The sequence below is a fragment of the Faecalimicrobium dakarense genome, assembly GCF_000499525.1.
Classification (GTDB): domain Bacteria; phylum Bacillota; class Clostridia; order Peptostreptococcales; family Peptostreptococcaceae; genus Faecalimicrobium; species Faecalimicrobium dakarense.
The window spans coordinates 1-231 of sequence record NZ_HG529470.1; the positions used below are offsets into that span (position 1 = coordinate 1).

A 231-nucleotide genomic window follows, 5' to 3' on the forward strand; every position below is an offset into this window, starting at 1 on the left:
CAGTTTTCAGAGTATTAACTCTAAAATTGCGGGTGTAGCTCAATGGTAGAGTTCCGGCCTTCCAAGCCGGCTGTGAGGGTTCGATCCCCTTCACCCGCTCCATAAAGATTATGTGGTTATTATAGCAAAGAGGATACACCTGTTCCCATTCCGAACACAGAAGTTAAGCTCTTTAGCGCTGATGGTACTTGGTGGGCAACTGCCTGGGAGAGTAAGACATAGCCACGTAAT

At 47.2% G+C, this 231-nt stretch carries 1 tRNA gene and 1 rRNA gene; both read left to right on the forward strand.

Annotation, left to right across the window (positions count from 1 at the left end):
* Nucleotides 1-28 precede the first annotated feature (28 nt).
* Nucleotides 29-102 (forward strand) — tRNA-Gly (locus tag BN899_RS18430).
* A gap of 9 nt (nucleotides 103-111) precedes the next feature.
* Nucleotides 112-228 (forward strand): 5S ribosomal RNA (gene rrf / locus BN899_RS18435).
* Nucleotides 229-231 lie beyond the last annotated feature (3 nt).